General features: G+C 63.7%; 19 protein-coding genes and 1 pseudogene. 12 read left to right on the top strand and 8 right to left on the bottom strand.

Translation table 11 applies throughout. The annotated features are described in order from the left end of the window. Positions 1-17 precede the first annotated feature (17 nt). A complete protein-coding gene (locus JZY91_RS10285; protein WP_234947769.1) occupies positions 18-2,027 on the bottom strand; it encodes an N-acetylmuramoyl-L-alanine amidase in 2,010 nt (669 codons plus the stop codon). A gap of 137 nt (positions 2,028-2,164) precedes the next feature. Here JZY91_RS10285 and glf point away from each other — a divergent pair, with 137 nt between their 5' ends. From glf to JZY91_RS10270, 3 genes are read left to right on the top strand one after another with little or no spacing between them, the layout of a single operon-like run. After that, positions 2,165-3,358 (top strand): UDP-galactopyranose mutase, encoded by a 1,194-nt coding sequence (gene glf, locus JZY91_RS10280; RefSeq protein WP_234947768.1) that lies wholly within the window; start codon positions 2,165-2,167, stop codon positions 3,356-3,358. Beyond that, positions 3,358-3,633: a hypothetical protein gene (locus JZY91_RS10275; RefSeq protein ID WP_234947767.1), complete on the top strand. Its 276-nt coding sequence runs from the start codon at positions 3,358-3,360 to the stop codon at positions 3,631-3,633. Before glf ends, JZY91_RS10275 begins: the two co-directional genes overlap by 1 nt. Positions 3,634-3,661: 28 nt before the next feature. After that, the gene (locus JZY91_RS10270) at positions 3,662-5,266 is read left to right on the top strand and encodes a sodium:proton antiporter (protein ID WP_234947766.1); all 1,605 of its coding nucleotides are present in this window, start codon (positions 3,662-3,664) and stop codon (positions 5,264-5,266) included. Here JZY91_RS10270 and JZY91_RS10265 read toward each other — a convergent pair. The 3 genes and pseudogenes from JZY91_RS10265 to JZY91_RS10255 all read right to left on the bottom strand — a co-directional run bounded on the left by JZY91_RS10265 (position 5,263) and on the right by JZY91_RS10255 (position 7,967). Continuing rightward, a complete protein-coding gene (locus JZY91_RS10265; protein WP_234947765.1) occupies positions 5,263-5,685 on the bottom strand; it encodes a hypothetical protein in 423 nt (140 codons plus the stop codon). The two genes, JZY91_RS10270 and JZY91_RS10265, sit on opposite strands and share 4 nt — an antisense overlap. A gap of 302 nt (positions 5,686-5,987) precedes the next feature. After that, positions 5,988-7,165 (bottom strand): annotated as a pseudogene (locus JZY91_RS10260) (acetyl-CoA C-acetyltransferase). Positions 7,166-7,178: 13 nt separating this feature from the next. Continuing rightward, positions 7,179-7,967 (bottom strand): IclR family transcriptional regulator C-terminal domain-containing protein, encoded by a 789-nt coding sequence (locus JZY91_RS10255; protein ID WP_234947764.1) that lies wholly within the window; start codon positions 7,965-7,967, stop codon positions 7,179-7,181. A gap of 105 nt (positions 7,968-8,072) precedes the next feature. Here JZY91_RS10255 and JZY91_RS10250 point away from each other — a divergent pair, with 105 nt between their 5' ends. Together JZY91_RS10250 and JZY91_RS10245 are read left to right on the top strand one after the other, a co-directional pair. Continuing rightward, the gene (locus JZY91_RS10250; RefSeq protein ID WP_234947763.1) at positions 8,073-8,816 is read left to right on the top strand and encodes a CoA transferase subunit A; all 744 of its coding nucleotides are present in this window, start codon (positions 8,073-8,075) and stop codon (positions 8,814-8,816) included. Then, positions 8,816-9,454: a 3-oxoacid CoA-transferase subunit B gene (locus JZY91_RS10245; protein ID WP_234947762.1), complete on the top strand. Its 639-nt coding sequence runs from the start codon at positions 8,816-8,818 to the stop codon at positions 9,452-9,454. Before JZY91_RS10250 ends, JZY91_RS10245 begins: the two co-directional genes overlap by 1 nt. A 4-nt stretch (positions 9,455-9,458) precedes the next feature. Here JZY91_RS10245 and JZY91_RS10240 read toward each other — a convergent pair whose 3' ends face one another. Continuing rightward, positions 9,459-10,643, bottom strand: coding sequence for an ATP-binding protein (locus tag JZY91_RS10240; RefSeq protein ID WP_234949130.1), 1,185 nt, complete (start codon positions 10,641-10,643; stop codon positions 9,459-9,461). Positions 10,644-10,903: 260 nt separating this feature from the next. Here JZY91_RS10240 and JZY91_RS10235 point away from each other — a divergent pair, with 260 nt between their 5' ends. Next, entirely contained in the window at positions 10,904-12,124 is a 1,221-nt protein-coding gene (locus JZY91_RS10235; protein ID WP_234947761.1) for an ATP-binding protein, read from the top strand. A 170-nt stretch (positions 12,125-12,294) separates the two neighbouring features. On the opposite strand, the gene JZY91_RS10230 is transcribed toward JZY91_RS10235, so the two are convergent. After that, positions 12,295-13,152 (bottom strand): type I restriction endonuclease, encoded by an 858-nt coding sequence (locus JZY91_RS10230; RefSeq protein WP_234947760.1) that lies wholly within the window; start codon positions 13,150-13,152, stop codon positions 12,295-12,297. A 437-nt stretch (positions 13,153-13,589) separates the two neighbouring features. Between JZY91_RS10230 and JZY91_RS10225 the strand changes: the two genes are divergently transcribed. Genes JZY91_RS10225 through JZY91_RS10210 form a run of 4 tightly spaced genes read left to right on the top strand, consistent with a single transcriptional unit; the run spans position 13,590 to position 17,286 of the window. After that, positions 13,590-14,498, top strand: coding sequence for a siderophore-interacting protein (locus tag JZY91_RS10225; protein WP_234947759.1), 909 nt, complete (start codon positions 13,590-13,592; stop codon positions 14,496-14,498). A 6-nt stretch (positions 14,499-14,504) separates the two neighbouring features. Then, on the top strand, positions 14,505-15,524 hold the full coding sequence (locus JZY91_RS10220; protein ID WP_234947758.1) for an iron ABC transporter permease: 1,020 nt from the start codon (positions 14,505-14,507) through the stop codon (positions 15,522-15,524). Next, positions 15,521-16,519 (top strand): iron chelate uptake ABC transporter family permease subunit, encoded by a 999-nt coding sequence (locus tag JZY91_RS10215; RefSeq protein ID WP_234947757.1) that lies wholly within the window; start codon positions 15,521-15,523, stop codon positions 16,517-16,519. The genes JZY91_RS10220 and JZY91_RS10215 overlap by 4 nt, the downstream gene beginning before the upstream one ends. Further along, positions 16,519-17,286 carry an ABC transporter ATP-binding protein gene (locus tag JZY91_RS10210; RefSeq protein ID WP_234947756.1) on the top strand — a complete coding sequence of 256 codons (768 nt, stop codon included), beginning with the start codon at positions 16,519-16,521 and terminating at the stop codon, positions 17,284-17,286. Before JZY91_RS10215 ends, JZY91_RS10210 begins: the two co-directional genes overlap by 1 nt. A gap of 6 nt (positions 17,287-17,292) precedes the next feature. Here JZY91_RS10210 and JZY91_RS10205 read toward each other — a convergent pair whose 3' ends face one another. Then, the gene (locus JZY91_RS10205; RefSeq protein WP_234947755.1) at positions 17,293-18,240 is read right to left on the bottom strand and encodes an ABC transporter substrate-binding protein; all 948 of its coding nucleotides are present in this window, start codon (positions 18,238-18,240) and stop codon (positions 17,293-17,295) included. A 264-nt stretch (positions 18,241-18,504) separates the two neighbouring features. After that, on the bottom strand, positions 18,505-19,173 hold the full coding sequence (locus tag JZY91_RS10200) for a GAP family protein (protein WP_370639293.1): 669 nt from the start codon (positions 19,171-19,173) through the stop codon (positions 18,505-18,507). Between the two features lie 94 nt (positions 19,174-19,267). Between JZY91_RS10200 and JZY91_RS10195 the strand changes: the two genes are divergently transcribed. Then, on the top strand, positions 19,268-19,735 hold the full coding sequence (locus JZY91_RS10195; protein WP_234947754.1) for a TetR/AcrR family transcriptional regulator: 468 nt from the start codon (positions 19,268-19,270) through the stop codon (positions 19,733-19,735). Then, positions 19,711-19,836, top strand: a complete 126-nt coding sequence (locus tag JZY91_RS11735; protein WP_255695744.1) for a hypothetical protein — start codon at positions 19,711-19,713, stop codon at positions 19,834-19,836. The genes JZY91_RS10195 and JZY91_RS11735 overlap by 25 nt, the downstream gene beginning before the upstream one ends. The last annotated feature ends 65 nt before the right edge of the window (positions 19,837-19,901 follow it).

Here is a 19,901-nt window from a genome sequence, read left to right as displayed (position 1 = left end):
GTAATAACCAGGTGTGATTAGCGGGTGATGATGTTGATCGTCTTGGTGGATGGGGTGAAGACGATCGCGCCGCCCTCGAAGTCCATGCGGATCTGATCCGCGTTCACGCTGGTCTGCGCGGAGATCGGCAGGCCCAGCGGGCCGGCGTCCAGACCCTGCTGCAGCCAGGCGTTCGCAATCTCGCCGACGAGGGCGAAAATCTGCCCCTTGGTATCGCGCACGCCGATGCCGTTGGCATAGAACGCCATCTGGGTGCCGCCCGGGCCGGTCATTGCGCCGGCGATCTTGCCCAGGATGGGCTCCAGCTGCATCCAGACATCCGAGTCAGAGCTGGAATCCACAACCTTGAGCACTGGAGAGATGTACGGGGTGAGGTCCTTCACCGTCACGCCGGCGAGGAGCTCGGTGCCGCCGACGTTCTTGATCGCGTCGTCGAACATGCCCTGCTGGAAGGCGTAGACCAGCGCAACACCGGCGACGGTGCCCACTACGGTGGCGATAGCCAGGCTGTCGCCGCTGGAGAGCTCGGAGAACAGCTGGGTGTTCACCGTCGCTGCCTGGCCCTCTGTTGCCGGGCTGGTCTGCGTGGTCTCCTTGGTCACCGTTGTGGTGGTGCCGTCCGGGGTGGTGATGGAGTTGGTCACCGTGCGTTCCGTGCGCACCGGCTGCTGCGTCTGCGCCTGCCCGGCCGGCTGCTGCTGCCCAGGCTGCGTGGCCGGGGTCTGCTGGTTCCGATCCGCCCGGTTCGGGTTCAGCAGCTGGTCCAGCCAGCCCTGGGTGCCAAACGCGCGGTCCGCGCGCAAGGCGTTGTACTTCACTGCTGCTTTACGACGAATGTCCGGCATCCGCGCGTAGAGCACATCACCCGGGCAGTCGTTGTAGTGGAAGTCCCGGTGCGCGTTGATGTTGGGGAACAGCTTGCCCTGGCCGGCGCTGAAACGGGAGCCGCGGAAGTTGCCTTCTGCGACGTGGTAGCTGTAGCCGAGCGGGTCGAAGCCGGCGACGGCGGCCTTCCAACCGATGATCTCGCCGAGTGCGTCGATGGCCTGTTCTGACGGTGCCTGGTTCATGTAGTTGCCCAGGACGGAGACGCCCCAGGTGTTGGAGTTGAACGCGCCGACGTGGGCGCCCTGTACCGCGCGGTCCAGGCCGCCGGCGCGGCCTTCGTAGATGTTGCCGTATTTGTCCACCAGCGCGTTGTAGCCCATGTCGCCCCAGTTGTTGGTGATGGCGTGGTAGTGCCAAATGCCTCGCACGATGCCCGGGGCCTGCGCCTCGGTGTAGTTGTTGGAGCCCGCGGTGTGGTGGACGGTCGCTGCCGTCACCGGCTCGGTGTACGTCGGGTTGCGCGATGCACCCGCGCCCCACTGCGCGCGGGTGATCACCTTGGGCATGCCGCGGGTGTAGGAGTCTGCGACCGGGTTGATGTCGCCCGTGACCATGCCGGTGCCGCCGTCCAGGAATACAGCGTTGAGGTCCAGGGCGGTGTTGGGTGCGTCGGAGATCGCGCGGCCGCCTTCAAGCATGTCCACGTTGCCGGTGGAAACCTGCACGCGGCGGGTCGGCTCGACGTAGATCGGCTCGGTGCCGAAAGTGTCGGAGCCGGCCGGCGGGTCCACCGGATCCATCGCGTACCACTCGGACCAGGAGCCGTCCGGGCGCTCGGCGCGCACGTACGCGGCGATGTCGCGGTCGCCCTTCCAGGTCAGGCCGACGATGGAGAACTCGCGGTCCCGCGTGAATTCCTTCACCACGCGGCGGACATGCTCTTCGCCGCCGCCCTGGGTGCGAATGGCTGCGTCATCGACGGTGATGTCCGCGCCGGCTGCGAAGGAGTCGGTGTCGCTGTAGACCTCGATGTTCACCTCGATGTTCGCGGGGCCGACGTTCTGCACCTGCAGAATCCGGCCGTTGGTCACCATCGCGGCTGCCACCACGGCCACGGTCAATATTGCGGCCACAACGGCGGCCAGCAGCGGGTGCTTGGCGGCCGGTGCCGCTGGGTTGAGGCGTCGTCGTTGTTGCACGGTTCATCTCCTGGGGCACATGTGACAACAGTGAATTGAAACGCAGCTTACCGCAACCTCAAGTTTCAAGTAAGAGTTGAAACTTCGGCGTGTCGCGCGAACGATCGTCGAAAAGCAACTATGCGAAAATAGGCCGCATGGAATACGACCTCATCGTTGTTGGATCCGGGTTCTTCGGTCTCACTGTGGCCGAACAGGCCGCGAGCGAGCTGGGCAAGCGTGTGCTGGTGGTGGAGAAGCGCAGCCACATCGGCGGCAACGCATACAGCGAAAAGGAGCCGGAAACCGGCATTGAGGTGCATAAATACGGAGCGCACCTGTTCCACACGTCCAACGACCGCGTGTGGGAGTACGTGAACCGGTTCACCGACTTCACGGATTACCAGCACCGCGTGTTCGCGATGCATGACGGCACCGCCTACCAGTTCCCGATGGGCCTCGGCCTGATCAACCAGTTCTTCGGCCGCTACTACTCGCCGGAGGAGGCGAAGGCGCTCATCGAGGAGCAGCGCGAGGGCCTCGACCCGGCCGCCGCCACCAACTTGGAGGAGCGCGGCATCGCGCTGATTGGCAAGCCGCTGTACGACGCCTTTGTGAAGCACTACACCGCAAAACAGTGGCAGACTGACCCGACCGACCTGCCGCCGGAGATTATCTCCCGCCTGCCGGTGCGCTACACCTTCAACAACCGCTACTTCAACGACAAGTACGAGGGACTCCCCGTAGACGGCTACGCTGCTTGGCTGGAGCGTATGGCAGAGCACGAGCTTATCGACGTTCGCTTGGACACCGACTGGTTCGATATCCGCGACGACGTCCGCAACGAGAGCCCAGAGGCGCCGGTGGTGTACACCGGCCCGGTGGACCGCTACTTCGATTACGCGGAGGGTCGCCTTGGCTGGCGCACCCTGGACTTCGAGCAGGAAGTGCTTGAGGTGGGGGACTTCCAGGGCACCCCCGTGATGAACTACAACGACGCGGACGTGCCGTACACCCGCATCCACGAGTTCCGCCACTTCCACCCGGAACGCGCCGACGTATACCCGGATGACAAGACCGTGATTGTGAAGGAGTACTCCCGCTTCGCAGAGGACGAGGATGAGGTGTATTACCCGATCAACACCCCGGAGGACCGCGAGAAGCTGCTGAAGTACCGCGAGCTGGCGGCGGAGGAGTCGCGGGAGAACCGCGTGCTCTTCGGCGGCCGCCTGGGCACGTACCAGTACCTGGACATGCACATGGCCATCGGCGCTGCGTTGAGCCTCTTTGACAACCACCTGCGCCCGTTCTTCGAGAACGGCGAGGCCATCAACCAGACTCGCGGGCACTAGTGGCGATGGGTAACGCGGCGGAGACAGCGCGCGTGGAAATCTTCGTGCACCACCAGTGCCCCGACTGCGCGGGCGTGATTGCGCAATACGCTGCGGACCCGGAGCAGTTCGGCGGGGCTGAGATGCTGGATGTCACGGACATCCGGAACCTGAAGCGCTTCCTTGCCTACCGCGACGCGCTCGACGGATACGCGGAGATCAAGGCAGCGGGCAAGATCGGCGTGCCGTCCAAGGTCATCGGCGGCCAGCACGTGGAGTTCTTCGACCAGGTGTAGTTGGGGCGCGCGACGTACACTGCCCTGCGTGACAGTTTTCCTTGCCATCATCGGCTTATTGCTCGCCACCGTCCTCGTCGCCGCAATCGGTGAACGCACGGGCCTGCCGTGGCCGGCGCTTTTGACCATCGCAGTGGCCCCCGTGCTGTTCATCCCCGGGATTCAGACGGTGAGCCTGGATACGCACCTGATCCTGCCGATCTTCCTGCCGCCGCTGCTGTGGTCGCTGGCAAGGAGAACGTCGTGGGGCATGATCCGCTCCCAGCTCAACGTGGTGCTGTCCATGTCCGTGGTGCTGGTGTTTCTCACCATCGCAGCGCTGACGGGCACCGCCATGTGGCTGATGCCGGGCATTGGTCTTGCAGGTGCGATGGTGCTTGCGTCGGCAATCGCCCCGCCCGACCCGGTAGCGGTGGACGCGGTGGCGGGCCCGGCCGGCATCCCGCGGCGCATCACCGGCACGCTGCAGACGGAGGGCTTGTTTAACGACGCCGCCTCCATCGTCGCTTTCAATGTCGCCCTCGCCGCCCTGCTCGCGGGGGATGAGATCGATTTCGGCGCCGGTCTGCTGAAGTTTGTGTACGCCGCGGTAGTCGCGGTGGTGATCGGTTTAGTCGTCGGCAGGCTTGCGGCGTGGTTCATGGACCACGTGCCGGATAGCGTGATCCGCACCGCGTTCACCTGGGTGCTGCCGTTCGCCATTTACGCGGCGGCGGAGGAGATTCATGCGTCCGGCGTGATCGCGATTGTGATCGCGGCGGTGGAGATGAGCTCCCGCGCCTCGCTGACTGCGGAGGACCGCCTGAGCGGCCACTCCTTCTGGGAGACGGTGGAGCTGCTCTTCACCGGCCTCGCTTTCGGCCTGATCGGCATGAGCGTGCGCGACGCTATCGACGATGCCGGCACCAACTTCTGGGAAGCCGTCTGGATAGGCTTCGTGCTTTCCCTGGTGGCCTTCGCGGTGCGTTTCGCCTGGATGTGGGTGATGTGCCGCGTGCACCAGAAGCAGGGCAAGACCAACGTCGCCCCGCTGCGCCTCCAGGAGGTGCTGCTCATGGCGTGGGCCGGCATGCGCGGCCTGGTCACGCTCGCGCTGGTGCTCTCCATCCCGGCCGGCACCATGGCCTACCACCATGAGCTCAGCGTGATCGCACTGTCCGTGCTTACCTTCACCATGGTGATTCCCGGCCTGCTTCTGCCGTGGCTTGTCCGCCAGCTTGACCTGGAGAATGGCCCCGATGCCCGCGGCGACCGCGTTAACGCCGAGCTGAACGACCGCGCCTACGCCGCCGCCCGCAAGGCCGTCCAGGAGCGCGGGCCGGAGCTCGCCCCCGAGTCCTACGACATGGTGCAGGAATGGCTGGAGGCACTTGCTAATCGACGACAGGTTGACCCCGAGGGCGCCCGCGAACGCCGCGAGGCGTTCGAGCGCGCCCGGGCTGCCGCCAGCGAGATGCAGCACATTGCGCTGCAGGCCGCGACCAACGAGTTGCAGCGCGCCCGACGCGAGCGCCGCTACAACCCCGCCGATGTTGACGCTGTGCTTGCGGACCTAGACCGCCTCATGATCGCGCGCGAACGAGACGCGCTGGCGTCGCCGCGCACCTTGAGCGATCCGCACCCCGACGCTTAGCTGCGGGGTTGCCCCGGCTGGCCGTAGTCCCCCTGCTCACCTGGCCGCCCGGGCTCGCCGAAGCCAGCCTGATCACCGGGCTGCCCGGGCTCGCCGAAGCCAGCCTGCTCACCGGGCTGCCCGAAATCCCGCTTGTAGTGCGCATCCCAGTCAAACCCCTCGGCGCCAAGGTCGCCGGTGACTGCCTCGTTTTCCAGCTGCAGCGGATCCGGCCCCGGCTCGGCTGGATTCTGGATTCCGCGGATGATCGCAACCGCACCTGCGATTGCGCCCGCAATACCAATGAACACCGCCGTGGCCCCCTCAAGGAACACAAACGATGCCACCGCGATGATGATGAAGAGCGCACCAAGCGCGAAGTCGCGCCCCGGGTTCCCGCCGGTGTTTCCAGTGTTGTTGGGGATGCCGAATTGATCCATGCCCGCCAGTGTAGGTGTGCGGTTGCCGCCCGGCCCAGCCTTGACAGCTGCACCCGGCTGCTCTCAACCGGGTGCAGAATACTGAGGCCTACAGCGCTGTAGGCCTCAACGAACATTCGCGCTGAGGCCTACCGCAAAACTCCAGGTTATGTGTGACTGGTGTGACTCAAAAATCTTGAGGCCTACACCCCTGTAGGCCTCAGCAAGATTGAGGGCAGGTAAACAGCCTAGGTGCGGGTGCAACAGTCAGCGCCTGCCCCCCAGCCCCCAACCAGCCTGCCTGCCCCCAACCAGCCAGCCCCCTACGGCTTCTCGATAACAGCAGCCATGCCCTGGCCGCCGCCGATGCACATGGTCACCAGGGCACGCTTCGCGTCAGTGCGGGCCAGCTGGTGGGAGGCGGTGACCAGCATGCGGGCACCGGTTGCACCAACGGGGTGGCCAAGCGAGATACCGGAGCCGACGGGGTTGACGCGCGGGTCGTCCTCATACCCCACGCATCCAGCACGGCCAGGGCCTGGGCGGCGAAAGCCTCGTTGAGCTCGATCAAGTCGATGTCGTCGAACGTCAGGCCGAGGCGCTTGAACACCTTCTCGGTCGCGGCCACCGGGCCGATGCCCATGGTCTCCGGCGCGACGCCGGCCACGGCCCAGCCGCGGAGCACGGCCATCGGGGTCAGACCGAGCTCTTCGGCCTTCTCGCGGGTGGTCACGATCATGGCTGCGGCACCGTCGTTCTGGCCGGACGCGTTGCCGGCGGTCACGCTCGCGCCCTTGATCTTCATCACCGGACGCAGCTTCGCCAGCTGCTCCTCGGTAGTGCCGGGGCGGATGTGCTCGTCCTTGTCCACGATCACCGGGTCGCCTTTGCGCTGCGGCACGCTGACCGGCACGATTTCGTCGGCGAAATCGCCCTTCTCAGTTGCGGCGGCAGCCCGCGCGTGGGATTCCGCGGCCAGCTTGTCTTGGCGCTCGCGAGCAATGGAGTACTCCTCGCGCAGGTTCTCGGCGGTCTCGATCATGCCGCCCGGGATCGGGTGGTGCTTGCCGCCGGCCTTCTCGCGGCCCTCCTGCAGGCGGTCCACAACCTTGCCGTCCACGCTGTACTCGGTGTTGGACATGGACTCCGCACCACCCGCGATGATCACGTCGGCGGCACCTGCAGCAATGTGCGCCGCGGCAGTCGCCACAGCCTGCAGGCCGGAGCCGCAGCGGCGATCCAGCTGCATGCCCGGCACGGACACGCCGCCCTCACCAAGCTCCGCATCCAGTGACACGATGCGGCCCAGCGCCGGTGCCGCGCCGTTGGGGCCCGCCTGGCCGAAAATTACGTCGTCGATAAGCGCGGTATCAATGCCGGACTCCTCGATCACGGCGTTGACCACGGTCGCGGCCAGGTCCTGCACCGGCACGCCCACGAAGGCGCCGCCGTAGCGGCCAACCGGGGTGCGCTTGGGGTTGCAAATCACAATGTCAGTCATGGGGTTTCTCCTTCTAATTCAGGGCTGCTGTACGTACGTCGCGGGAAATCGCGCGCGCCGTGGCTTGCAGGGAGGGCAATAGCTTTTCGACGATTTCCTCATACGTGTACGCCGCCACCTGCGTGGACACGTTCACCGCGGCCACTACCTCGCCGCGCTCATCCAGCACGGGGCAGGCCACGGATCGCAGGCCGGCCTCAAGCTCCTGGTCCACGATGCACCAGCCTTGCTCCGCCACCTCCGCCAAAACCTCGCGCAGTTTGGCCGGGTCGGTGATGGTTTTTGGGGTGAGGGGCGTGAAATGTGTCGTCGATAAGCTGTGCTCTAGCTCCTCCGGGGGAAGCCCGGCGAGCAGGACCCGGCCGAGTGCGGCGGCGTAGGCAGGGAAGCGGGTGCCGATGGTGATGTTTTCGCGCATGATGCGGTTCGCGGCGGAGCGGGCGACGTAGACCACGTCCTCGCCGTCGAGCACCGCCGCGGAGCAGGACTCGCCCAACAGGTGGGAGGCGGATTCCAGGTGCGGCTGCGCGATCGCGGGAAGCCCGAGGCTGGAGAGGTAGGAGTAGCCCAGCGTGAGCACATGGGGGGTGAGCCAGAACTCGGAGCCGTCGGTTGCGGCGTAGCCCTCCGCGACCAGCGTGTGTAGGAAACGGCGGGTGGTCGCGCGGGCTAGGCCGGTGACCTCCGCCACCTGGGCCAGGGTTTGCCGCGGGTGGTCCTGGTCGAAGGCGCGGATGACGGCCAATCCGCGGCTCAGGCTCTGCACGAGCTGCACGTTTGACTCTGGCTGCTTGGGTGTCACGGGGCCTCCTTTCCGCGTCTGCGTAAGTGTGAGTGTAATCATAACTGCATCAAGTTCGTTATGTGAACCCTTGTGCAGAATACGAACAACTGTTAGGGTGGTCACATGATTAATAAGGTGGTTTCTTCGGCTGAGGAGGCGGTGGCCGATATCCAGGACGGCGCCTCCATCGCCGTCGGCGGATTCGGGCTGGTGGGCATCCCGGCCAAGCTCATTGAGGCGCTGCGCGCGCAGGGTGCGGGCGACCTGACGATCATTTCCAACAACCTGGGCACGGACGGCTTCGGCCTCGGCCTGTTGCTGGCGGATAAGCGCATTTCGCGCTCCATCGGTTCCTACCTGGGCACCAACAAGGAGTACGCGCGCCAGTACCTGGAGGGTGAGCTGACGGTGGAGTTCACGCCGCAGGGCACCCTGGCCGAGCGCATGCGTGCAGGCGGCGCCGGCATCCCGGCGTTCTACACCAAGGCCGGCGTGGGTACCCCGCTGGCCACCGGCGAGATCCCCACCCGCTACAACCCGGACGGCACCATCGCGGAGTACTCCAAGCCGAAGGAGCTGCGCGAGTTCAACGGCGAGCAGTACGTGATGGAGGAGGCGCTGACGCCGGACTACGCGTTCGTGCACGCGGCGAAGGCGGACCGCTTTGGCAACCTGGTCTTTTCCAAGACGGCGCAGAACTTCAACCCGGACGCCGCGGTGTGCGGGAAGATCACCATCGTCCAGGCGGAGGAAGTTGTGGACGAAATCCCGGCGGCGGAGGTCAACCTGCCGGGCATCTACGTGGACAGGGTCGTTGAGGTCGGCCCGCAGGAAACCGGTATCGAGTTCAGGACGGTGAGCGAGTAATGGCGTGGTCACGGCAGGAAATGGCGGCGCGTGCCGCGCAGGAGCTGGAGAACGGGCAGTACGTGAACCTGGGCATCGGCATGCCCACGCTCATCCCGGGCTACCTCCCGGAAGGCCTGGAGGTTGTGCTGCACTCTGAGAACGGCATCCTGGGCGTTGGCCCGTACCCGAAGGACGATGCGGTTGATCCGGAGCTGATCAACGCCGGCAAGGAGACCATCACGGTCGCACCGGGCGGCTCGTTCTTCTCCTCGTCTACCAGCTTCGGCATGATCCGCTCCCGCGCGATCGACGTCGCCGTCCTGGGCGCCATGGAAGTTTCCCAGTTCGGCGACCTGGCCAACTGGATGATTCCGGGCAAGATGGTCAAGGGCATGGGCGGCGCGATGGACCTGGTTCACGGCGCGAAGAAGGTCATTCTGATGATGGAGCACACCACCAAGAAGGGCGATTCCAAGGTCCTCGCGGAGTGTCGCCTCCCGCTCACGGGCGCGAAGTGCGTGAACCTGATCATCACCAACCTCGCCGTGTTCGAGGTGGATGAAAAGAAAGGCCTCACCCTCATCGAGGTCGCGCCGGGCGAAACCGTCGAGTCCGTCCGCGAGGCCACCGAGGCGCCGTTCGAGGTCGCTGTCTAGGTCACTAGGATTCGTCCTCGGGCCACATCGAAAATTGCTCCATTGCGTCCGATGCGGGGTGGGAACGTAAGTACTCGCGCATGTAGGGAAGCTCGAAGTCGATGAACCCGTAGCCTGCCGGTTGGATCATTTCCGCGTCGATGAGGCGGCGCCGGTACTTACCGGCGTACTGGGCGTCCACACCGAGGCGCTCAGCCACATCCCCGATGCGCGATGGCCCATCATCGTGGGACATTGCGACGAGAAAAGTCCGATCGACCTGGGAGAGATCAGCGAGTGACGGTTCGTGGACAAGTTCGCCGAGGCGACGGCGGGCATCTCCCACGCCTTTTTCGACGGCGTCGATGGCGATCTCATCGCCATCCGAGTTCCTGAACGAGTATTGCCCGACAAGCTGGATCATAAACGGGTATCCGCCGGTTGCTTCGCATGCAGCGCTGAGCGCGTCTTCTGTCCACGACCACCCAGCAGCCTCAACTGGCTCTCGCAAGGCGCGGGCAACCTCATTCTCTGAGATAAGGCCAATTTCTATGCGGTTCGCGCGGCGCAAAAACGTAACTGGGTTCTTCCCCTCGTTAGCCGCAAGTAACGGTTTCACCGCGCTCGGGATGCCAGCCATAGCTACAGCGATTTCGCGCCCATCGCGAACCATGTGCTGGATGGTTGTTCCGAACTCCACGATGTCCTGCATATGCGCATAATGCAGTTCATCAAGCGTGATAAGCAGGCCAGTGGGATCTTGCCGACGTTCGCGGTCGCGCGTCTCTTGAAGCTCGAAAAAATCCTCCAGTACAGAGCGAAGAGTCGGAGCGGGTTGGTGCGTTGCCGTGTGTTCCCACGTTGCTCCCGTGTTGAAGGGGAGAGTGAAACCGATGAGTCTGCGGCTTGGTACGTCAAAGTTGCGGACAATGAGGCGCAAGATTGCATCTCGGATTCGAGCGGTGAACCCCTGCGTCGTCGTTTCCGAGACAACGTGCCACGATTGGGATCTGGCAGAGTCTTCCAACTCGTTGAGTAACACGGTCTTGCCGATGCCGCGTGGTCCGGTCACAATTGAGATGCGTTCGTGCGCTCCGGGGCCGTCATACAACGCGTTGGAAAATTCCTGAACATATCGCTCGCGCCCGACTACTACCGGTGGAGTTCGTCCAAGCGTCGAGGTAAAGGGATTCCTTGGTCGTCGGCCGATAGCTGTCACAATTTCCGTTCCTTCCCGCATCTTTACTATCTCTTACAATCTTTACTATTTTTACAATCTTGCGGTCCGCAACTGGCCCGCTTTCTCTGCCGAAGTAGTCCGACGACATTTTCCTCACTCTCCGCCCTAAGCTGATTTCCCAAACGCCAAACAACTCGTTTTTAAAACGCCAAGCAAACCGTTTTCAAAACGCCAAGCAGATGGCTTTCAAAACGCCAACCCAGACCCACTAGCTGCTACGATGAGGACCCATGGCTGACGGGTATTTACCGCGTCTCGCGGATGGCGAATTGGAAAGGGCGCTCCGTCGTCAGGGCGGGGTACTGATTCAGGGGCCGAAAGGCTGCGGGAAGACAGAAACGGCGAAGCGGCAAGCTGCGAGTTTCCTCAACGTGGAGACGGATCCCGGTGTCGTACTTGCCATGGACACGGACCCGCGGCTGTTGTTGGAGGGCGCGACGCCGCGCCTGATCGATGAATGGCAGCTGCAACCGCGTCTCTGGGATTTCGCGCGGCACTCGATTGATGAGCGCCGGGCGAAAGGGCAGTTCATTTTCACCGGTTCCACGGCACCCGGGGCGGACGTGACGAGCCACTCGGGCGCTGGCCGGTTCGCCCGCATGACGATGTCGACGATGACCTTGTTTGAGACAGGGGAATCCGACGGGTCGGTTTCTCTTGCCGCGGTGGTCGCTGGTGACCCGTTGCCGTTCTCTGCGCCCGCACTGACACTGCCGGAACTCGCTGAAAGGGTGTGCCGGGGCGGATTGCCGTACAACGTTGGGCTTCCGCTTGGCAACGCCCTGGACAACGTCCGGGATTACATCCAAACCGTCGCCGACGTGGACATCCACACTGTCGGAGGGGTGAAGCGTGACTCGGAGCGCGTAAGGCGGATGATCCGTTCGCTTGCTCGCGGCATTGGCACAGAGCTAGAGCTGCAAACCATCGCCACAGATTCCGATACCTCACGGGAAACAACACGGGACTATCTTGGCGCACTGGCGAGCATTTTTGTCTCCGTAGATCAGCCTGCTTGGTTCACGCACCTGCGCTCGAAGGCGACGCTGCGGAAAGCACCAAAGCGCCATCTCGCTGACCCCTCCTTCGCCATGGCTGCACTCGACCGCGGTCCGGAGCACCTGCTGCGCGATCCCGCCTATTTCGGCCAACTCTTTGAGTCCCTCGTGGTGCACGAACTGCGGGCTCTTACGGGCAGAACGGTCTACCACGCCCGTCTAAACACGAAATTAGAGGTAGACGCGGTCGCGAACGTCGGCGGTCGGGACGTGCTCGTCGAGGTGAAGCTCGGGTACAGTCCCGAGGTAATCGATCACGCCGCCGACACTCTGAAACGGTTCGCTGGCCAGCTAGAGGACGATCCGGCGTTGGTGGTAATCACCTCTGGTGGCCCTGCCATTCGACGAAACGATGGTGTAGCCGTCATCCCGATTGGGGCGCTTGGGCCGTAGCTAAATGCTCGTTTCCGAGGAGTGCACCGTCAATTTCTTCAGCGTCGCCCACATCACTAAACAGGTAGAAGTTTGGAGGATCCGACCAAAATTGGCCACATAAAAGGTGGGATGAGCCGTGTAGGTGGAGAATATGCTCATTCAGAGTTCGGATTAGCCGGCTTGTTACTTCACGCAGATAAGCGATAGTGGCAGGCCGGTTGATGGCTTCGTCGTATGGGTTGGTTGCGTGAAGTAGAGAAATCAACCTTCCCCAAATCTCTGCTACTTCCTCCTCTTCGATCCGCCCATCTGTATCTTTCCGCTCGATCCGGCCGTCGGGATGGCGAACCTGCGTTACGCCTCGGGGCCAATACCGAGTGTTCAATCGTCACAGCGAAGTACTGGTGTGGTTTAGCCACACGCATACGCAGCTCCCCGTCCATTTCATCGAACGCGGTGAAATCCACGAAGATCTGGCCGAAACGCTCGACATTGAACAAGCCCCACATGAGCATGTCGAATTCGGTCATCTGCTCGCCGTCAACGACGACGAGGGGAGCCTGTTCAAATGGTTCTCCGTCATCGTCGACACGCCATGTGCTCATGTGCTCGCGCGGGGTGAACGACGTGCCGTAGATGGCATCGATGCCGTCGGAAGCGACCACAAAGTTGGCGAAGCGGAACGCCATCGGGAATTCTTCAACGTAGGTTCGGAGCTGGTTGAACGCATTCTCGACGGTGGCCGTGGAACCGGACTGTTTCAATTCGATGATCCCTAACGGCATCCCGTTGACATACAGCACAACGTCAAACCGCCGCTCCTTGTCCAGATTCCGGATGGTGATCTGGTTCGCCACGATGTAGTCGTTCTTGGACGCGTCGCCGGAGAAGAAGGTGATGGTCGGGTTCTGACGCTTCCCGTTGGGGTCGTAGGTGTGCGTAGCGTTTTCCGCTTCCGCTGCACGGCTACCGCATGGCCCTGAAATTGAAGAAGTGATCGGGGAAAACTCCCGTCGACGAAAGGTTGAATATTCCTGGGCAGACACTGCAAGTTACGTGTTTTAACTCACTAGCTGGGAGGCGGGGGAGGGCGGCGCTGGATGGGCGCGTGGGTTCTGCTGTTGCTGAACCTTGTGAGTTGGATGTTCTGGTGGTCTTCTGTGTGGGATCAGGGGTTATGAACTGCGGCCGGGGCACCTTTCGCCATTGCTAACGTTGAAAAGATCTGGGGGAGATGACACCTTCTAACGTATCGAACGTAGGTGAGCAAGGGAGCGAATCTGATAAGCGCTTTCACGGCTCGCCTGCTGAACCACCCTCAGTGCGGCTGCACTCGCGGCTGAAGTGCGTTGGACCGCCTCATTATCGCGCGCGACCGCAAGGCGCTGGCGGCTCCGAGCATGATGTGGCAGCAGTAAGAGCCTTTGCTGATCAACAAGCCCCACACTTGTGTTAGGGTAGGCAATCCTATATAGTTCGTGTAGTGAGCTTCCGGCCCTTCCTTGCAAAAGTCGTTCGCAGCGAGCGCATCGCACCGAGTTTTCAACGTGTGACGTTCACTGGTGTCGACGCAATGGGCCCCGCTGTGCCCATCATGGACCTGCGGATCAAACTCATCATCCCGTCGGAGGCAGGGCTTGTCGATTTGCCGGCCGAGGGGTGGTGGGACCTCTGGCGCGCGATGCCGGAACAAGCGCGCGGGCATCTCCGTACCTACTCCATTCGCGACCTCAGGCGCAACGACGGTAACCCGGACGAACTCGATGTGGATTTCGTGCTGCACAGCCACAACGCTGGGCCGGCCTCCGCGTGGGCGGAAAGCGCACTGCCCGGGCAGAAGCTGTGGATCATCGGGCCGACCCGCGATGACGCGTCCGGCGTCGGCATCGAATTCGCTCCTGGCACCGCCGCGGCCGCTCGACTGTACGGCGATGAAACCGCTCTTCCGGCGATCTCCCGAGTACTGGAGGACTGGCCCGAAGACCTCGCCGGTTCCGCCGACATTGAGGTGCCGGTGGGCAACGCACTCCAAATCGATGCGCCTGCCCACGTTGACGTCCGTTGGCACTTCCGCACCGAGCCCGAAGCCGGGCATGGGGACATGCTTTACACGCAGCTCAAACAGGACATTGAGCTGCTGCGAGCCCCAGTAGGTCCCACCGCCGATGAGCCTGATAACGACGAAGAGGATCAGCGAGACCGAGACAATGTCTGGGAAACCCCGACGTATTCAGGAAGCGGGGAGCCCATCAACGGTGGGGCGGGCGCGTCCGGCCACACCTACTACTGGATCGCCGGCAAGAACACTTCGGTGAAAGCAATGCGCCGCCTGTTGGTAAATGAGGCAGGGTTGCCGCGCCAACACGTCTCGTTCATGGGGTACTGGCGGTGACAGACCATGAGTGCGACTAAACACGCGGTATTCGTCGTTGTGCTCGGGATTTCGGCTGTCGCCGCAGCGTTGCTCTCGCTCGCCGTCGGCGCGCGGGAGATGAGCGTGGCAGAAAGCGTCAACGCTGTGCGTGACGGGCTTGCCCTCGCATTCCACACCAAATCTGAGCAGGTCAGCGAGGAGGCGCACGTGGTTGCCCATCTACGGGTTCCACGCACGCTGCTGGGCCTGCTCGCCGGCTCGGCGCTAGGCACAGCGGGAGCCCTGCTCCAGGGGCACACACGCAACCCGCTGGCGGACACAAACCTGTTGGGCATCGCCCCAGGGGCGGCGCTTGCAGTGGCTGCGGCAACTGCCGTGTTCGGCTCGCTACCGGTGCTGGTCGCGGTGGTGGTCGGTTTCCTCGGCGCGACATCGGCGGTAGCGCTCGTATTCGCACTGAGCGCGCGAAGCCGCGGCTCCACCCCGATCACGGTGGTGCTCGGCGGGTCCGCACTCGGTGCGGTATGTTCCGCGCTGACCAGCGGAATCGTGCTCACAAACACTCAAAGCCTCAATGACATGAGGTTTTGGACGGCGGGCTCCGTAGCGGGCCGGGACATGCACGTTGTCGCCACCGTCGCCCCGGTCATCCTGGTCGGCCTGGTCGCCGCGTTCGCCACGGCGAACCGGGTAAACATGGTGAACTTGGGCGATGACGTCGCGCACTCCCTCGGCGTCAACGTCGCAGCTGCACGCGCGGTGGGGATCCTGCTGGTCGCCCTGCTTGCCGGTGCAGCTGTGGCGGGGGCGGGCCCGATCGGGTTTGTCGGCTTGGTAGTGCCGCATATCGTTCGCTCCCTGACTGGGCCAGATTACCGGCTGGTGCTGCCGTGCTCCGCGCTTGCCGGTGCGACGCTGCTGCTCCTTGCGGATGTCGCCGGCCGAGTCATCGCCCGCCCTGGTGAGCTGCAAGTTGGCATCACCCTCGCCTTCGTCGGCGCCCCGTTCGCCTTGTACCTGCTGCGGAAAGGGGCGAAGCTGTGACCCGCACGTTTGTAGTCAATGTCGTGCTCGCGGCGTGCGGGCTCGCCGTTGCGCTCGGGGGCATCATGGTGGGGGAATTCGGGCTTGGGCCTCATGACGTCCTCGCCGCCCTTACCGGACAGTCCACCGGCATGGCCCGCACGGTGGTCGTCGAGTGGCGCTTGCCGCGTGTTGCCACGGCGCTGGCGGTGGGGGCCGCGCTCGGATTCGCGGGCGCGATCTTTCAGACGATCACTGGTAACCCGCTGGCCAGCCCAGACATCCTGGGCGTTGTTTCAGGTGCGTCGGCGTTCGCACTCACGGCACTGCTCGCGGGTGGCGGCACCGGGGTGCTGCTCAGCGCGCTCGGGGTGCCGCTGAGTGCGTTTGTCGGCGGGATCGCGGTCTCCGTGGCGATGTGGTGGCTCAGCCGCGGGGGCGGTCTGGGATCGTTCCAGCTCATCTTCGCTGGCATCATCCTCAATGCCCTGGCGGTGGCGTACAACTCGTTCCTCCTCGTCCGCGCCGACTACCGCGATGTGGGCAAAGCTCAGGCGTGGGTGACCGGCTCGGTCGGATCCTCGGGATGGGGTGACGCCGCTGCTGTGCTGGTGGCGGTTGCGTTGGTTGTGCCGCTGCTGCGCTGGGCGGCGTTCCAGCTCGAAGCCCTATCTCTCGGCGCCGACATGGCCGCGGGACTGGGTGTTGATCCGCGGCGCACCCAGCTTGTGCTCATGGTGCTTGCCGTGGCGTTGACATCGACGGCGGTGGCGGCTTCAGGTCCGATTGCTTTTGTGGCGTTTGTGGCGCCGCACGTGGGCCGTCGACTAGCGCATACCCCCACGCCCCCACTCGGCACCGCGATGGTTGCCGGCGCGCTAATCGTCGCTGGTGCGGACCTCGCGGTGCGCACCGTTGTGCCGGGTGACTTGCCGGTAGGCGTGGCCACGTCGGCGTTCGGTGGGGCGGCTCTGCTCTATGCGCTGATGCGCGCGTCCAGAAAGGTGACCTTGTAATGCTTCACGTGCGTGATCTCACTGTCAGCTACGGTGCGGCAACGATCATCGACGGGCTCGCCCTTGACGTCCCGCGCGGCGGCGTCACCACCATCGTCGGACCGAACGGCTGCGGCAAATCAACGTTGTTGCGTGCGGTCGCTGGCCTGATCCCGCGCGAGCATGGCGAGGTTGTCTTGGACGGCCGAAACACTGCGGAGATGAAACGCCGCGAGATCGCCCGCACGCTCGCGGTGCTGCCACAAACCCCCGTAGCGCCGGACGGGCTGACGGTGCGGGACCTGGTCGGGCGCGGGCGCCACCCGCACCAGACGTGGCTGCGCCAGAGCTCGGAGAAAGACCGCGCGACGGTGGACGAAGTGATGGAGCTGACCCAGGTGGCCGAGTTTGCGGAGCGCCCGCTCGAGCGGCTCTCCGGCGGGCAGCGGCAGCGCGCGTGGATCGCGATGGTTCTCGCCCAAGACACCCCGCTCGTGCTTTTGGACGAGCCGACCACGTATCTGGACCTTTCCCACTCCGTCGAGCTGCTTGCACTCATTCGCCGTCTCGCCGATGACATGGGGCGCACCGTGGTCATGGTACTGCACGATTTGAACCTCGCGGCGCGTTTTTCCGACCAGTTAGTCGTGATGAAAGGCGGCGAGGTGCAAGCGGCGGGTACACCCGCCGAGGTTGTGTCGGAGCAGTTGCTTGCCGACGTATTCTCTCTGCCTGCCGTGGTCGCCGAAGACCCGGTGGCAGGAGGGCCGCTGATCGTGCCCCGCTAGCGCGCTCTAGAGCTCCTGGTCAATCTGTGTGATCGCGTACGGGATGGTCAGCGGGTTGGGCATACTCATCGCGTTTGCGGTGTCGGTGTCGAGCCAGTGCACGCCGCCGCGCGTGTTTACGTCGAGGTTCGCAAACGAGGCATCTTTTTTCAGCGCGTCGATCGCGCCGTAATAATCCAGGATGAACACGTAGTCCACATCGTTGAAGTCGGAGTAGTTTTCCGGGGACCAATCGATGAAGAAGCTGGATCCGTCACCGTTGAACTTGTCCGGGATGGTAAACCCGAGCTTCTCAATGAAGGAGCCGCGGCCGTCGCCCGCTGTGTACACGCCGAGCTTGCCGTCGTAGGGCATTCCGATGACCGCGGTCTTGCCCTGCAGCTCCGGATGCGCCCGCCGGAAGTCCGCGAAAGCCTGCTCGGATTCTGCGATGAGCTTGTCGCCCTCCGCTTCCTTGCCTAACGCCGCCGCGATCTCCTTGATCTGCTCGTCCCACGGCACCTGCCAGTCTTCGTGTTGGTCGGAATGGAAGGTCGCCGGCGCAATCTGCTGCAACAGGGCCTGCTTGTCGCTGTCGAAACCGCTGTTGACCGCGATGATCTTGGTCGGATCGAGCGCTGCGACCTGCTCAGCGGTATCAGTGCTGAACTCGGTGGTGGTGTTGCGGATCGGGTTCGGCTCGACGGTGAGCTTGTCTTTGGCCCACGGTCCGAGGCCGGACGGATCGCCCGAGCCCTCTGCCTCCCAGGTGGCGTAGCCGACTGGTTGCTCCCCCAGCGCGAGGACGGTGTCCACGTCGCCAAGCCCCAGCGTGACAATACGGTCGTTCGACCCCGCCGCGTCGGTGTGTTGGCTGAAGTCTGCGGACTCGTTGGAGCAGCCGGTGAGAAGCAGCGCAGCCGCAGCGAGGGTAGCTGTCAGCCGCCGGAGCGGCAGTGGGGAAGTGCGTTTCAAGGTTCGCCCTTTCGGTCTGGAACGAAAGCACCCTGAGTTAGGTGTGCCTAAGCTAACGGAACTAGCATACGACACGGCGCTGCTGTCGGGCAAGCAACCCCCGTCGGGGCGAGCGGTTCGCGAGTGGTCTCGGTGTGAGGGGTAGCCATATGTATACGGTTTTCAATGCGTTAGAGGATTTCCCCTCGAGCAGGTGAGGGGTAGCTACCGTAACGGCCCCGGGGGGGCGAGCGCACTGCAGCCGCCGCGCGAAAACAGTCCTCACTACGAGGCGGGGAGGTCGCCGCGGATCGTCGCCACGCTGTTTGCCACCATGTAGATGCCGACGATGGCGGCGATCCAGAGAAGCGTCACTTTCGCCTCGTACTCGAGGCGGGGGATGATGCGCTCGAGCTTCGGGAAGAACCGCTGCCCGAAGACGAGTGCCAGGGTGGCCAGAATGATCGTGGGTGCGATCATGATGAGGCAGTACATGCCAACAGCTCCCACCTTCGCCGCGGTCGGGATGTCCCAACTGCCGATGATGCCCATTGCGGCGAGGTAGGGGAGCATGGTCGCCGCCTCAGTGAGGGAGGCTCCGAGGCCGATGGCCACCATGCTCGGCACGCTGTTTGTCGCTCCAGCTGCCCGTTTCGGCAGCTGCCCGGGTTCGGGCTTTTTGGGGTTAGGGCTGAAGATGCCGAAGATGGCGAGGGCCGCGCCCAATATCAACGTGATCCACGGGAAGACATCAGTCTTCGTGAGCCGGTCTAGCGCAGTGCCCAGGCCCGCAAAACCGAGGAGTAGTCCAAGCCCAAGAACGAAGTACACCCCGGCAACCGTGACCAGGTACGCGGTCAGCGCCGGTACGCGGACGCTGCGCCAATGGACGATGAGTGCAAGGGGAATGACAAGGGTGCCCAGGCTCAGGCTGTCGAGCAGCGCTAAGCCGATAACGGGGATGACCGAACCTATAGGTCGCTCCGATTCTCTCGTACGAACGTATTACGCCTTACGAACGTACGAGAAACTAGACTGGTGTGCAACCATGAACGACTATTCTCTTGACCACCAGTTCTCGGAATCTGCCGCGACCATCGCCGATGCGACCATCCGCATCATTGCGTCGCGCGGCCTCGACGCCGTGAGCGTGCGGGAGGTAGCGAAAGAATCCGGGTTCGCCGCCGGCTCGGTGCAGTACCACGCCCCGAACAAAGACACCCTGCTTGCGCACGCATTCATACGCTCCATCCAGCGGCAAGAGAGGCGTGTCGAAGCTGTCCCCGAAAAGGACAGCGTGCTCGAGACCTGGGTGGCCAGGCTCGCAGAGCTCCTCCCCATCGGCGGCGTGCGGTCCGAAGACGCCGCGATCTGGGTAACGTACGGCTCAGCTTCGGCCACCCGAGAATGGATCACGAAGCTTTACACCGAGGTCCTCGAGGATTTTCAGAACAGTGTGGTCGCGGCGCTTGGCAATGACGAGCAGTTGAGGTGGCGCGACTCGTTACGGCGTTGATCAACGGTTTGACGCTGGACAACCTGCGTGTCCCAGAATCCGAGGCCGAGCGCATTCTGGCCGATCTCCGCGAGGGCCTGCGCCTCCTCTTCTCCAGTTAGACAGTACGAACCGCGACCCCATCCCGACCCGCCCCGCCCGCGAGCCGGAACAGGAATCCATAACG

Origin of the sequence: Corynebacterium sp. CNCTC7651 (genome assembly GCF_021496665.1) — a bacterium.
Taxonomy (GTDB): Bacteria; Actinomycetota; Actinomycetes; order Mycobacteriales; family Mycobacteriaceae; genus Corynebacterium.
Note: the sequence above shows the minus strand (reverse complement) of the source record. Positions and strands in the feature narration are given on the sequence as shown.